Raw genomic sequence first — 12,694 nt, forward strand, 5'->3', positions numbered from 1 at the left:
GCGAAGGAGACCACTTCCATGGCGCATTCCTCACCGGACCCCTCGGGCATCCTCGGCGTCGCCACCGGCTACATGGCCGCCAAGCAGCTGTTCGCGGCGAGCGAGGCGGGCGTGTTCGCCGCGCTCGCGGGCGGGCCGGCCACCGCGGCCGAGCTGGCCGGCCGGGCGGGGATGCCGGAGCGCACCGCCCGGATCCTCGGCGACGCGCTCGCCGGCCTCGGACTGCTGGCGCGGGAGAGCGGCCGCTACGCCAACTCCCCCGCCGCCGCGGCCTACCTGTCCGGCGAGGGCGACGGCGTCGACCTGCGCCCCTTCCTGGCCTTCCTGGACGCGATCAGCTACCCGCACTGGCTCGGCTTCGGCGCCACCGCGGCCAGCGCCGAGCCGCGGCCCCTGGACCTCGCCGGCGACCGGATGCAGACGTTCATGAACGGCGTGATGACCTACAACGCGCTGCACGCCAGGATGCTCGCGGAGAACTTCGACTTCACCCGGTACTCCCGGATCCTGGACTACGGCGGCCTGTCCGCCGCGTTCCTCGTCGAGGCGCTCCGCTCGGCCCGGCAGGCGCACGGGACGTTCCTCGCGCCCGGCCAGTTCACCGAGTTCGCCCGCAAGGCCCTGCTCGACGCCGGGCTCGGCGGGCGCAGCGAGGTCGTGGAAGCCGACCCGCTCACCGGCGACGTCCCCGAGGGGTTCGACCTCGTCCTGCTGGAGCACGTCGTCCACCGCTTCGACGCCGAGCGGAACCAGGAGATGATCCGGCGGGCCCGGCGCGCCGCGGCCCCCGGCGGCATGCTCGTCCTGCTCGACTTCTTCCTGGACGACGACCCCGACCAGCGGGTCATCGACGCGCTGCACGCGGGCGAGTACCTCGTCATCGACGGCACCGTCGTCTATCCCGAGGCCGAGGTGCGCGGCTGGCTGACCGCCGCGGGCTGGGAGCCGGTCGAGACCCGTGCCCTGCCCGCCAGCCCCCGGGTCATCATCGCGGAGGCCCGGTGAGCGCCGGGCGCGCCGTCCTCGTCACCGGCGGCGCCAGCGGCATCGGCCGCGCCGTCGCCGCCGCGTTCGCCGCGGCCGGCGACCGGGTGGCGATCGCCGACCGGGACACCGGAGCCGCCGCGCGCGCCGCCGGGGAACTGGGCGTCCGCGCCGTCGCCATGGACGTCACCGACGCCGGCTCCGTCTCCGCCGGGGTCGCCGAGGCGACCGGGGCGCTCGGCCCGATCGAGGTGCTGGTCAACAACGCCGGCGTGGTGGCGGGCGGCGGCCCGCTGACCTCCCTGCCCCTGGAGGTGTTCGACACGGTCGTCGCGGTCAACCTGCGCGGCACGTTCACCGTCACCCAGGTGGTCGCCGGCCAGATGATCCAGAACGGCACGCGCGGCCGCATCGTCAACATCAGCTCGATCGGCGCCCGCCAGCCCACCGCGGGCCTCGGCCACTACGAGGCCACCAAGGCGGCCGTGGACGCCCTCACCCGCACCGCCGCCCTGGAGCTCGCCGGCCACGGCATCCGGGTCAACGGCGTCGCGCCGGGGCCCGTCCACACGCCGATGACGGCCGGGCTGATGGACGACCCGCAGGCCCGCGCCGCCTGGGAGTCCCGCATTCCGCTCGGCAGGATCGCCACGACCGGCGACATCGCCCCGCTGGTGCTGTTCCTCGCCTCCGGCCAGGCCGACCACATCACCGGCGCGGTGATCCAGGTGGACGGCGGCCAGTTGCTCGTGTAGCCGCGCGGAAGCACGCCGGCCCGCACCGGCGTCCGGGACCCGAACGCGCCGTTCCCCATCACTCGCCCGGTGGGAACGGCGCGTTCGGCTCTCAGGTCACTTGTGCGGGACGGGGTGCGCGCTGTGGAGGGCGTCGGCGGTGGCGTTCTTGTGCGCGCAGGCGATGCGCTCGATCTCGGCCGGGTCGCCGCCGCCGGCGATGAGGTCGAGGATCTGCCCGTGCTCGACCACGGAGCGGCGGGCGCGGCCGGGGACGTAGCTGAAGGTCGAGCGGCGCATGTGGTCCAGCCGCGTCCACTCGGCCTCGAGCAGGGAGCGCAGGTGCGCGTCCGGGCAGTGCTCGTAGATCGAGAAGTGGAACTCGCGGTTGAGCGCGGTGAACGCGGTCGGGTCGAACTCCTCCAGCGCCTCCACCATCCGGTCGTTGATCTTGCGGGAGGCGTCGATGTGCGCGGCCGTCATGAGCGGCGCGGAGATCGCGGTGGCGTAGCCCTCCAGCCGGGCGAGGATCTGCAGCGTGTGCTCGACCTGCTCGGCGTCGAAGACCGCGACGCGGGCGCCGACGTTGCGCACCACCTCCACGAGCCCGTCGGACTGCAGCCGGCGCAGCGCCTCGCGCAGCGGGATCGTGCTGACCCCGGTCTCCTGGGCGAGCTGGTTGATCACCAGCCGGTATCCGGGCACGTAGGTGCCTTCGAGGATGCGCGACCGCAGCAGCTCGTAGCAGAACTCGGCCTTGCTCTCCTTGGTCTGGTCCTGCTTCTTCGCGGCACTCACCCGGTTCTCCTCATCCTCGGCCCGCGCCCCCCGGACGTGTTCGCCGGCCCGGTCACCGCGACAGCGCGTCCAGGACGGCCACACGCCAGTGCGGCCCGCCCAGCACCTCGTGGTGGGCGCCGGGCACGGTGACCAGTTCCGCCTCGCCGAGCTCCTCGGCGAGCCGGCCGATTCCTCGTGTCAGCTCATCATTCTCTCCGACGACGAAGACGGGAAGAACCTTCGCGTTCCACGGACCGCCCTCGAACGGCGTCGCGCGCAGGCCCTCGACGCAGAGCGCGAGCCCGGCGGCGCGGTCGCCCTGCGCCCTGACCATGGCCGCGATGGCGCCGGTGAACGGGTCGTCGCACTCCGCGCCCTCCCGGACGGCGCGGCGGAACGCGTCGATGTCGACGGCGCTGAAGGGCTCGACAGGGCTCAACCCGCCGAGGACAGAGCGTTCCACCCGTCCCGGGGCGGCCGACGGCAGCTCCCACGCGATCCTGGCGCCCAGGGAGTAGCCGACCACGTCGAACGTCCCGGCCCCCGCCCGGTCCACGGCGGACACCAGGGCGGCGGCGACCGCGGGCGCGGCGGCCGCGTCCGGCGAGGCCGGCGCCGGGCTCTCGCCGTGGCCGGGCAGGTCCGGGACGAGGACGGTCCGCCCGACGGCGGTCAGGGCGCCGACCATCCCGGTCTCGATCCAGTCGGCCCGCCCGTCGGAGCCGAAGCCGTGGACGAGCAGCACGGGCGGGGCGTCCGCCGGGCTGTCCGGCGTGAACGTGCGAACGGCGAGGTCGCGCATCCGTCAAGCACCTCCTAGAGGATTTCGCATACGATTTTCGATCATACTGCACGGGGACTTCGTCTCCCGTCGCGTCCGGCCCTCGATTGGAACGATCGAAGTCAGGACGGCCCTACCCTCGTCATCGTGCATGACTTCATATACGATTTCCTTGTGACCTCGTCCGCGGGGTCCGGCCCCGTCCCGTCACAGGAGAGAGCCCCGTGCCGCACCCCCTGGGCAACCGGCCCTCGAAGATCATCGCCGTGCACCTCAACTTCCCCTCCCGGGCGAGGGAGCGCGGCCGGATCCCCGCCGAGCCGTCCTACTTCCTCAAGCCGCCGTCCTCGCTCGCCGGGACGGGCGACCCGCTGAACCGCCCCGCGGGATGCGAGCTGATGACCTTCGAGGGCGAGATCGCCCTGGTCGTCGGGCGGCGCGCGCACCGCGTGGCGCCGGCGGACGCCTGGGAGCACGTCGGCTGGGTGACGGCCGCCAACGACGCCGGCGTCCACGACCTGCGCTACGCCGACCGGGGCTCCAACCTGCGCTCCAAGGGCTCGGACGGCTTCACCCCCATCGGCCCGCGGCTCCTCGACGCGCGGGACCTGGACCCGCGCGCGCTGCGCGTCCGCACCTGGGTGAACGGAGAGGTCGTCCAGGACGACACCAGCGACACCCTTCTGTTCCCCTTCGCCGACCTGGTCGCCGACCTCTCCCGGCTCGTCACCCTCGAAGCCGGGGACGTCATCCTCACCGGCACGCCCGCCGGCGCCTCGGTCGCCTCCCCCGGCGACGTCGTCGAGGTCGAGGTGACCGCAGGATCCGCCACCACCGGACGCCTGTCCAACCCGGTCGTGGACGCGGATCCGCTCCCCCAGTGGGGCGCCATGCCGAAGGTGGACGACGCCGTCCGGGCCGACGCCTGGGGCCCGGCCTACGTGCGCGAGCCCGTCCTGGACAAGGCGACCGCGACCGCGCTGCGGAGCCTGTCGACCGCCACGCTCAGTGCCCAGATGCGCAAGCGCGGCCTGCAGCACATGTCCGTCGACGGCGTCCACCCGGCCGGCGGGGACGCGGTGAAGATGGTCGGGATCGCGCACACACTGCGCTACCTGCCGCTCCGCGAGGACCTGTTCGAGCGGTACGGCGGCGGCATGAACGCCCAGAAGCGGGCCGTGGAGGAACTGCGTCCGGGCCAGGTGCTGGTCATGGACGCGCGCCGCGACGCCTCCTCCGGGACGATCGGCGACATCCTCGCGCTGCGGGCCCTGCGGCGCGGCGCGGCCGGGGTCGTCACCGACGGCGGGCTCCGCGACAGCGCCGCCGTGGCCGGACTGGACCTGCCGGTCTTCCACGCGGGCGCGCACCCGGCCGTGCTCGGGCGGCGCCACGTCCCCTGGGACACCGGGCTGCCGATCGCCTGCGGCGGCGCGCTCGTCCAGCCGGGCGACGTCCTGGTCGGCGACGCCGACGGCGTCGTCGTCATCCCGCCGGACCTCGTGCGCGGGCTCGCCGAGGACGCCGCCGAGCAGGAGGCGCAGGAGCGCTTCATCGCCGAGCGCGTCGCCGCCGGCGAGCCCGTCGAGGGCCTGTACCCGCTCGGTCCGCGCTGGCGGGAGGCCTACCTGGCCTGGCGCCGCGACGGGCGCTGACCCGCCCCCACAGCAGTACCCGCCTCACAGCAGTACCCGACTCACAGCCGAACCGCCCGCCAACCGAGGAGCGATGAGTTGAAGTTCCGCACCGATCCGGCCGCGATCCGCGGGTCGATCGCGCCCGTCGTCACACCGTTCACCGCGGAGGGCGGCGTCGACCACGACGCGCTGCGCGGGCTGATCCGCTGGCAGCTGGAGTCCGGCTCGCACGGGATCTCGCTGGGCGGCTCCACCGGGGAGCCGAGCAGCCAGACCGCCGCCGAGCGGATCGCGGCGATCCGCACCGCCGCCGGCGAGGTCGCGGACCGCGTCCCGTTCCTGCCCGGCACCGGCTCGGCCAGGCTGGAGGAGACGCTGGAGATCACCGCCGCGGCCCGCGACGCCGGCGCCGACGCCGCCCTGGTGATCACCCCGTACTACGCGCGGCCCACCCAGCAGGCCCTGTACGACTGGTACGCGGCCGTGGCGCGGGAGTTCCCCGACCTGCCACTGGTGATCTACAACGTGCCGTCCCGGACGGCCGTGGACATCGCGCCCGAGACCGTCCGCCGGCTGTTCGCCGACTTCGACAACGTCGTCGGGATCAAGGAGACGACCAAGGACTTCGAGCACTTCTCCCGCGTCCTGCACGCCTGCGGGCCCGAGCTGCTCGTCTGGTCCGGCATCGAGCTGCTGTGCCTGCCGCTGCTCGCCCTCGGCGGCGCCGGGTTCGTCAGCGCCGTCGCCAACCTCGCGCCCGCCGCGGTCGCCCGCATGTACGAGCTGTGGACGGCCGGCGACCACGCCGCCGCCCGCGACCTGCACTACCGGCTGCACCCCCTCGTGGACCTGCTGTTCGTCGAGACGAACCCGGCCCCCGCCAAGTGGGTGCTGGAGCGGCGGGGCCGCCTCCCCTCCGGGCACGTCCGGCCGCCGCTCGCCCCGCCCTCCGCCGAGGCGCAGGCGCGCATCCGCGCGCTGCTCGACCAGGGCGGCGACCTCACCGCGGGGATCTGACCCCGCCGCCCAGCCTCCCGCACCGAACCGGAAGAGAGCACGATGCCCCTCCCCTCCTCCCCCGCCCGCCCGGCCGGGCTGCCGGACCGCATCCGGCACTGGATCGGCGGCGCCTTCGCCGACAGCGCCGACGGCGCGGTCTTCGACGTCGCCGACCCCGTGACCAACACCCCCTACGCCACCGCCGCGGCGGGCGGGGCCGCCGACGTCGACCGGGCCGTGGCCGCGGCCCGCGCGGCGTTCCCCGGCTGGGCCGCGCTCGGCAACCGCGAGCGCGCCTCGATCCTCGTCCGCGTCGCCGACGCCGTCGAGGCGCGCGAGGACCGGCTCGCCGAGCTGGAGTCCTTCGACTCCGGACTGCCGATCACCCAGGCCCGCGGCCAGGCCCGGCGCGCCGCCGAGAACTTCCGCTACTTCGCCGACGTGATCGTCGCGCTCGGCGAGGAGGCCTACCGGGTCGGCGACACCCAGCTCAACTACGTCGTCCGGACGCCCGCGGGCGTCGCCGGGCTGATCACCCCGTGGAACACCCCGTTCATGCTGGAGAGCTGGAAACTCGCCCCGGCGCTGGCGTCCGGCTGCACGCTCGTGCTGAAGCCCGCCGAGTGGACGCCGCTGTCGGCGGGCCTGTGGCCGGAGATCCTCACCGAGGCGGGCGTGCCCGCCGGGGTGGTCAACATCGTGCACGGCGTCGGCGAGGCCGCCGGGCAGGCGCTCGTCGACCACCCGGACGTGCCGCTGCTGTCGTTCACCGGCTCCACCGAGACCGGACGGCACATCATGCGGTGCTCCGCCGACGGCCTGAAAGCGCTGTCCATGGAGCTCGGCGGCAAGTCCCCCGTCGTCGTGTTCGCCGACGCCGACCTGGACGCCGCGCTCGACTCGGTCGTGTTCGGCGTCTTCTCGCTCAACGGGGAGCGCTGCACGGCCGGGTCCCGCGTGCTCGTGGAACGCCCCGTCTACGAGGAGTTCACCCGGCGGCTCGCCGAGCGCGCCGAGAAGGTGCGGGTCGGGCCGCCGTCCGACCCCGCCACCGAGGTCGGCGCCCTCGTCCACCCCGAGCACTACGCGCGGGTGCTGGAGTACGTCGAGGTCGGCCGGCGGGAGGGCCGGCTGATCGCGGGCGGCGGCCGCCCGGGGCACCTGCCGGAGGGCAACTACCTGCAGCCCGCCGTGTTCGCCGACGTCCCGCGGGACGCCCGGATCTTCCAGGAGGAGATCTTCGGCCCGGTCGTGGCCGTCGCGCCCTTCGACGACGAGGCCGAGGCGGTGGAGCTGGCCAACGCCACCCGCTACGGGCTCGCCGCCTACGTGTGGACCGACGACCTGCGCCGCGGCCACCGCATCGCCCACGGGGTCGCCTCGGGTATGGTCTGGATCAACTCGCACAACGTCCGTGACCTGCGCACTCCCTTCGGAGGGGTGAAGGACTCCGGGCTCGGCCGTGAGGGCGGCGCGCACAGCATCGACTTCTTCTCCGAATCCAAGATCGTGCACGTCATGCTCGGCGAGGTGCACACGCCCCGCTTCGGCGCCCAGGAGCCACGATGACCACACCCCCCGACGTGATCCGCTCCGCGTACGCGCAACTGGCCGTCACGGACCTGGCCGCCGCCCGCTGGTTCTGGGTCGACATGCTGGGCCTGCACGTCCAGCACGAGGACGCCGGCGCGCTGTACCTGCGCGGCACCGACGAGCTGACCCACCACTCCCTCGTCCTGCGTTCCGGGCCCGTCGCCGCCCTGGACCACATCGCCTACCGGGTCCGGACGCCCGAGGACGTCGACCGGGCCGAGCGGTTCTTCGCCTCCCTCGGCCGGCCCGTCCGGCGGGTCCCCGCCGGGGCCGGGACCCACGGGGTCGGGGACGCCGTCCGCGTCGTCGACCCGCTCGGCTTCACCGTGGAGTTCTTCCACGACATCGCGCGCGGGGAGCGCCTCATCCAGCGCTACGACCTGCACCGCGGCGCGCAGATCGCGCGCCTGGACCACTTCAACATCTGCACGCCCGACATCCCCGCCGCCTACGAGCACTACAAGTCCCTCGGCTTCGGCTGCTCGGAGACGATCGAGGGCGACGAGCACGAGCTCTACGCGGCGTGGATGTACCGCAAGCAGACCGTGCACGACGTCGCGTTCACCGGCGGCGCCGGCCCCCGGCTGCACCACGTCGGGATGGCGACGCACGAGTCCCACCAGGTGCTGCGCACCGCCGACGTGTTCGGCTCGCTGCGCAAGGAGCACCACATCGAGCGCGGCCCCGGGCGGCACGGCGTGTCCAACGCCTTCTACGTGTACCTCCGCGACCCCGACGGGCACCGGGTCGAGATCTACACCTCGGACTACTACACGGGCGACCCGGACCACGAGACGTTCCGGTGGAACGTGCACGACGACCGCCGCCGCGACTTCTGGGGCAACGCGGTGATCGAGTCCTGGTACAAGGAGGCCAGCCCCGTCCTCGACCTGGACGGCCGCCTCCAGCCGATCGCGGAGTCGGCGCTGGACGAGTCCGCCGTCCAGGTCGGCGCGGACGGCCTCGGGATCGTCGAGCCGTCCTGACCGCGGGGGCGCGCCGTCTCAGTCGGGAAGCAGCGGCACCGGGTCGCCCTGGTCCCGGCCGAGGAGCACGGCGCGGGTGATGGCGGACTGGCCGAACCGGTCGCGGACGCCGTCGACCGCGCCGTCCACCGCCATCGCCTGGTCGAACGGCAGGGTGAGCTGGACGGCGCCGTCGTCGTGCAGGTTGCCCAGCGAGAGGCCGATCAGCGTCAGGCCGCGCTCGTCGATCATCGGGCGGGCGGCGGCGAGCAGGCCCCGCGCCGCCGCCAGGAGCACGGGGGTCTCGGCGGTGGCCTGGGCCAGCGTGTGCGAGCGCGTGGCCCGGGCGTAGTCGCCGAACCGCAGCCGGAGGGTGACCGTCCGGCAGACGCGGCGGGCCTTGCGCAGCCGCCCGCCGAGCCGGTCGGCCAGCCCGACGAGCATCGCGTCCAGCTCCGCCGCCGACCGGGCACGGCGGCCGAGCGCCCGCTGCGCCCCCATCGACCGCCGCCGCACGCCCGTCCGCACGGGGCGCGGGTCGCGGTTGTGCGCCAGCGCGTACAGGTGGCGGCCCGCCCCCGGGCCGAGCATCGACACCAGCGTGGACTCCGGCATCGCGGCCACGTCCCCGACCGTCGTCACGCCGAACCCGGCGAGCTTGGCCGCCGTCGCGGGCCCCACGCCCCACAGCCGCCGCACCGGCAGCGGGCGCAGGAACTCCAGTTCGCCGTCCGGCGGCACCACCAGCAGCCCGTCGGGCTTGGCGACGCCGCTGGCGACCTTGGCGAGGAACTTGGTGCGCGCGACCCCGACCGTGATCGGCAGCCCGACCTCCTCGGCGATCTCGCGCCGCAGCCGGACGGCCACCTCCGGCGGGGGGCGGCGCAGCCCGTCGGCGTCGAGGAACGCCTCGTCGATCGACAGGCCCTCCACCAGCGGCGTCGTGGCCCGGAACACCGCGAAGACCGCCTTGCTCGCCGCGCTGTAGGCGCTCATGCGCGGCCGGACGACGACCGCCCGCGGGCACAGCCGGCGGGCCTGCCCGCCGCTCATCGCCGTCCGCACGCCGCACGCCCTGGCCTCGTAGCTCGCCGCCAGGACCACGCCCGTCCCGACGATCACCGGCCGCCCCCGCAGGGCGGGATCGTCCCGCTGCTCGACCGACGCGTAGAACGCGTCCAGGTCGGCATGCAGGATCGTCGCACCGGCGGACACGAACATATGTTCGCATACACGGGCGTCGCGCCTGGTGGCGGGCCCCTTGGACGAGCGGAGAGCCCGTCGCGACAGGCGTCGCGACGGGCCCTCGCGCGTTGGTCACCCGAGGAGGCGGCCGTAGTCGGCCATGGCCAGGGCTATGTCCGCCTGGGCCCAGAAGCGGTGGTAGGTGAACACCGGCGCCGTCGAACTCTGGCCGCTGGCGTACGCCCACGCGCGCGCGTAGTCGGGGTCGCTCTTGTAGAAGGAACGGATGGACATGAAGGTCGAGCTGGAGTTGATCGGGTCGCCGTTCGGCATCTTGCCGCTCCAGCCGGAGGGGACGTAGACCGGGTCGGCGAGGCGCTTGTAGTCGGACCTGGTCTCCTGGACGGAGACGCCCTTGGCGTCGGTGTGCTTCCAGATGGCGTCGAGCAGGTCCTTGGCGGCCTGCTTGGCGGCGGCGTCACCGGACTTGGCGGCGTAGTACGTCAGCGTCTTGGCGTACGCGGCGGCCACGCCGACGTCGTCGGTGTAGTCCTGCACCGAGACGTGCAGCCCGGTGTTGGCGGGCGGCATCCCGGTGGCGGTCGACCAGTTCGCGTCCGGCTGCCCCGTCCACTTGAGGGTGGAAGGGATCTTGATCCCGCCCGTGGACGGGTCGACCGTCGTCTGCGACAGCGCCCAGGCGACCCACTTGTCGAGAACCGCCTTGGCGGACGCGTCGCCGGAGACCTGGTAGTACTCGGCCACGCGCTCCATCGACCACGCCTGGAAGCCGAACCACTGGTTGCTCGGCGGGTCGTGGTAGACGGGCTGCCAGTCGTAGGCCATGCCGAAGAACTCGGTCAGTCCGGTCGGCGGCGTGCTGTAGCTGCCCTCCCAGCTGTTGGTGACGCCTCCGGCGATCGCGCCCTCGGCGGACTGGAGCCACTTGTAGAGCTGGAGCTGCCGGGTGAGGCTCTTGCTCCAGTCGGCCTTGGCCGTCGCGCCCTTGGGCGCGAGCGCGGCGTCGTTCACCAGCGCGTAGGCGGCCAGGGGGTTCTGGTAGCCGAAGTGCGAGGCGCCGTCGCCGATGCGCCAGGCCCAGCCGGCGTTCGTGTCGTTCGCGCCGCCCCACGCGTAGTACCAGGACAGCAGGTAGTGCTCGCTGTCCTTGCCCGACCCGGCCGGGCAGGACGAGGGCGAGTGGCAGTCGCCGATCTTCTTGAAGTACTTGTCGAAGAACGAGTAGCGCAGGTAGTCGCCCATCTTGCCCGCCTTGGCCACGGTGGCCGAGACGTCGCCCGACTTGCCCTGGTCCTTGGCCCAGGCGTTCGCCCAGTACGCGGCCTGAATGGCGCGCGCGTCGGCGTCCGGCGCGTCGGTGAACTTCCACTGCTTGGCGTAGGAGGAGTCCTTGATGAACAGGTCGAGGTACCCGTTGGGGCCGCCGAAGGCGAACTTGTCGCACGTCGGCTGCGGAACGGTCTCGAACACCGACTCCTGCGAACCGCGCTGGTAGGTGTTGATGTAGGAGGGGCCGTCCGCGCTCGGGCCCTGCTCGCAGCCGCCGCCGGGGGTGTTGCCGTACCCGTAGACGTTGTCCACGTCCTGCAGCCAGTGCATGCCGTAGATGTCGTCGGTGCCGTAGGCGGACTTCAGCTCGCTCGCGATCGGGTCCTGGCCGACCGGGACGTTGCCGTCGATCAGCGACGGGTAGTCGCTCACCGCGGGATGCTCGGCGGCGTAGGTGGCGGGCTTGGAGGCGTTGTAGAAGGAGTTCGTCGGCTGGTCCGCGTGCGTCGGGATCATGTACTTCTCCATCAGCGCCCAGGAGGCGTTGAAGGGGGCCCAGTTCTGCGTGACCTTGCCGTACATGGCCTCCAGCCAGATGAGGTAGCTGTAGGCCTCCGACGTCGTCTCGTGACCGTGGTCGGGGGCCTCGACCATGAACGTCTCCACCGAGTGGTACGGGATGCCCTCGGGGCTGAAGTAGCCGTTCGCCGGGTCCTTGATCTTGTTGTACTGGTCGAGGAACCGCTGGGTGTAGGCGTCGCCGGAGGTCGACACCTCGGTGGCGGTGACCTTGGCGGCCGTGTAGCCGGACGCGGCGGAGGTGAACGTCGCCTGGCCCGTCCCGGAGGCGTCCGCGGTGATCGTCACGTTCTGGGCGGTGGACCAGTTCTGCGGCGTGAAGGTCAGCGTCCCGCCGCCGGTCACCGACAGGCCGGAGTTGCCCGCCGTCCGGGTCGTCGTCACGGTGACCGAGCCGGAGGGGGCCTCCGACAGCTTCACCGCGTAGGCGGCCTTCGCGCCCTGCGCGACGGTCAGCGCGGTGGGGCTCGCCACGACGCTCGCCGCCGCCGTCACCGTGACGCCCACCGGCGCGGACTCGGCCGTCGCGCCGGTGCTGTCGGTGACCCTGGCGTAGAGCGAGTACGAGCCGGCCGCCGCGGGCGTCCAGTTCAGCCCGTACGGGGCCGTGGTGTCGGCCGCGCCGAGGGACCCGTCCTGGTCGAAGAACTCGACCTTGGAGACGGTCGCGCCGGAGCCGGCCGCCGCGGTGGCGGCGATCGGCACCGAGGCGCCCACCGAGTACGTCGCGCCGGCGGACGGGCTCGTCAGCGCCACCGTCGGGGCGGACGAGCTCTGGTTGCACGGCGTGCCGTTGAGGCTGAACGCGGTGGGGTCGGTGTTCGTCCCGCTGTAGGTGAACTGCGCGCCGACGTTCACCGAGGCGCCGGAGGCGAGCGCCCTGTTCCAGCTCTCGTTCTCGGCGGTGACCTGCTGGCCCGACTGCGACCACTTCGCCGACCAGCCGCTCGCCAGCTTCTGGTTCCCCGAGTAGGAGTAGGTCAGCTTCCAACCGTCCAGCGCGTCACCCTGGTTGGTGATGTCGATGCTCGCGGTGAAGCCGCTCCCCCAGTCGTTCTTCTTGTAGACGACCTTGCACGCGACCGCGGCGGCGTGGGCCGGGGCCATCACGCCCAGTCCGCCGCAGAGCAGGGCAAGCACCGCGCCCACGGCCGTTAACCCGCGCCA

The 12,694-nt window shown here is 73.3% G+C and carries 10 protein-coding genes; 6 read left to right on the forward strand and 4 right to left on the reverse strand.

The window, feature by feature from the left end:
• Nucleotides 1-18 precede the first annotated feature (18 nt).
• Nucleotides 19-1,005, forward strand: coding sequence for a methyltransferase dimerization domain-containing protein (locus AB0C87_RS23855; RefSeq protein WP_360579552.1), 987 nt, complete (start codon nucleotides 19-21; stop codon nucleotides 1,003-1,005).
• Entirely contained in the window at nucleotides 1,002-1,739 is a 738-nt protein-coding gene (locus AB0C87_RS23860; RefSeq protein WP_353833873.1) for a glucose 1-dehydrogenase, read from the forward strand. Before AB0C87_RS23855 ends, AB0C87_RS23860 begins: the two co-directional genes overlap by 4 nt.
• Before the next feature lie 96 nt (nucleotides 1,740-1,835).
• Here AB0C87_RS23860 and AB0C87_RS23865 read toward each other — a convergent pair whose 3' ends face one another.
• Together AB0C87_RS23865 and AB0C87_RS23870 are read right to left on the reverse strand one after the other, a co-directional pair.
• A complete protein-coding gene (locus tag AB0C87_RS23865) occupies nucleotides 1,836-2,516 on the reverse strand; it encodes a GntR family transcriptional regulator (protein ID WP_345176238.1) in 681 nt (226 codons plus the stop codon).
• A gap of 52 nt (nucleotides 2,517-2,568) precedes the next feature.
• Nucleotides 2,569-3,300, reverse strand: coding sequence for an alpha/beta fold hydrolase (locus tag AB0C87_RS23870; protein ID WP_353833872.1), 732 nt, complete (start codon nucleotides 3,298-3,300; stop codon nucleotides 2,569-2,571).
• A gap of 203 nt (nucleotides 3,301-3,503) precedes the next feature.
• Between AB0C87_RS23870 and AB0C87_RS23875 the strand changes: the two genes are divergently transcribed.
• The 4 genes from AB0C87_RS23875 to hpaD all read left to right on the forward strand — a co-directional run bounded on the left by AB0C87_RS23875 (nucleotide 3,504) and on the right by hpaD (nucleotide 8,494).
• A complete protein-coding gene (locus tag AB0C87_RS23875) occupies nucleotides 3,504-4,934 on the forward strand; it encodes a fumarylacetoacetate hydrolase family protein (protein ID WP_353833871.1) in 1,431 nt (476 codons plus the stop codon).
• A gap of 78 nt (nucleotides 4,935-5,012) precedes the next feature.
• Complete coding sequence (gene dapA, locus AB0C87_RS23880) at nucleotides 5,013-5,933, forward strand: 4-hydroxy-tetrahydrodipicolinate synthase (protein ID WP_353833870.1); 921 nt, start codon at nucleotides 5,013-5,015, stop codon at nucleotides 5,931-5,933.
• Nucleotides 5,934-5,975: 42 nt separating this feature from the next.
• Nucleotides 5,976-7,484 carry a 5-carboxymethyl-2-hydroxymuconate semialdehyde dehydrogenase gene (gene hpaE / locus AB0C87_RS23885; protein WP_345176247.1) on the forward strand — a complete coding sequence of 503 codons (1,509 nt, stop codon included), beginning with the start codon at nucleotides 5,976-5,978 and terminating at the stop codon, nucleotides 7,482-7,484.
• Complete coding sequence (gene hpaD, locus AB0C87_RS23890) at nucleotides 7,481-8,494, forward strand: 3,4-dihydroxyphenylacetate 2,3-dioxygenase (RefSeq protein WP_353833869.1); 1,014 nt, start codon at nucleotides 7,481-7,483, stop codon at nucleotides 8,492-8,494. Before hpaE ends, hpaD begins: the two co-directional genes overlap by 4 nt.
• Before the next feature lie 18 nt (nucleotides 8,495-8,512).
• Here hpaD and dinB read toward each other — a convergent pair whose 3' ends face one another.
• Together dinB and AB0C87_RS23900 are read right to left on the reverse strand one after the other, a co-directional pair.
• Nucleotides 8,513-9,688 carry a DNA polymerase IV gene (dinB, locus tag AB0C87_RS23895; RefSeq protein WP_345176252.1) on the reverse strand — a complete coding sequence of 392 codons (1,176 nt, stop codon included), beginning with the start codon at nucleotides 9,686-9,688 and terminating at the stop codon, nucleotides 8,513-8,515.
• Nucleotides 9,689-9,790: 102 nt separating this feature from the next.
• Nucleotides 9,791-12,676, reverse strand: coding sequence for a glycoside hydrolase family 48 protein (locus AB0C87_RS23900; protein WP_360579556.1), 2,886 nt, complete (start codon nucleotides 12,674-12,676; stop codon nucleotides 9,791-9,793).
• Nucleotides 12,677-12,694 lie beyond the last annotated feature (18 nt).

The sequence above is a fragment of the Actinomadura sp. NPDC048021 genome, assembly GCF_040653135.1.
Taxonomy (GTDB): Bacteria; Actinomycetota; Actinomycetes; order Streptosporangiales; family Streptosporangiaceae; genus Spirillospora; species Spirillospora verrucosospora.

Coding starts and splice junctions, on each gene's coding strand:
- AB0C87_RS23855 (WP_360579552.1), top strand. CDS start 19: ATGGCGCATTCCTCACCGGACCCCTCGGGCATCCTCGGCGTCGCCACC.
- AB0C87_RS23870 (WP_353833872.1), bottom strand. CDS start 3,300: ATGCGCGACCTCGCCGTTCGCACGTTCACGCCGGACAGCCCGGCGGAC.
- hpaE (WP_345176247.1), top strand. CDS start 5,976: ATGCCCCTCCCCTCCTCCCCCGCCCGCCCGGCCGGGCTGCCGGACCGC.
- hpaD (WP_353833869.1), top strand. CDS start 7,481: ATGACCACACCCCCCGACGTGATCCGCTCCGCGTACGCGCAACTGGCC.